We start from the raw sequence: 300 nt of genomic DNA, 5'->3' as shown, positions 1-300 counted from the left end.
GTGTTGTAGCTGTATTGCTCCAGTTGTATGTATATGGACTCGTTCCGCCACTTACCGTTAAGTCTATCGCTCCTGTGCTGTTGCCAAAACACAATACATTCGTTTGGGTCAAGCTTTGTGCCAATGCCGCTGCTGGTTGCGTTATCGTTGCACTCGCAGTCGTTTGACAGCCATTCGCATCAGTGATGGTTACTGAATACGTACCTGCTGCTAAGCCTGTTAAATCTTGTGTTGTGGCTGTATTGCTCCAATTGTATGTATATGGACTCGTTCCGCCACTTACCGTTAAGTCTATCGCTC

At 46.7% G+C, this 300-nt stretch carries 1 protein-coding gene; it reads right to left on the bottom strand.

The window, feature by feature from the left end; all coding sequences use genetic code 11:
• On the bottom strand, positions 1–300 hold a 300-nt coding region (locus tag EGI26_RS07185; protein ID WP_255077350.1), incomplete at both ends, for a SprB repeat-containing protein.

It is taken from the genome of Lacihabitans sp. CCS-44, from assembly GCF_024343735.1.
Lineage (GTDB): Bacteria > Bacteroidota > Bacteroidia > Cytophagales > Spirosomataceae > Leadbetterella.
This window is presented reverse-complemented; position numbering and strand designations above follow the sequence as displayed.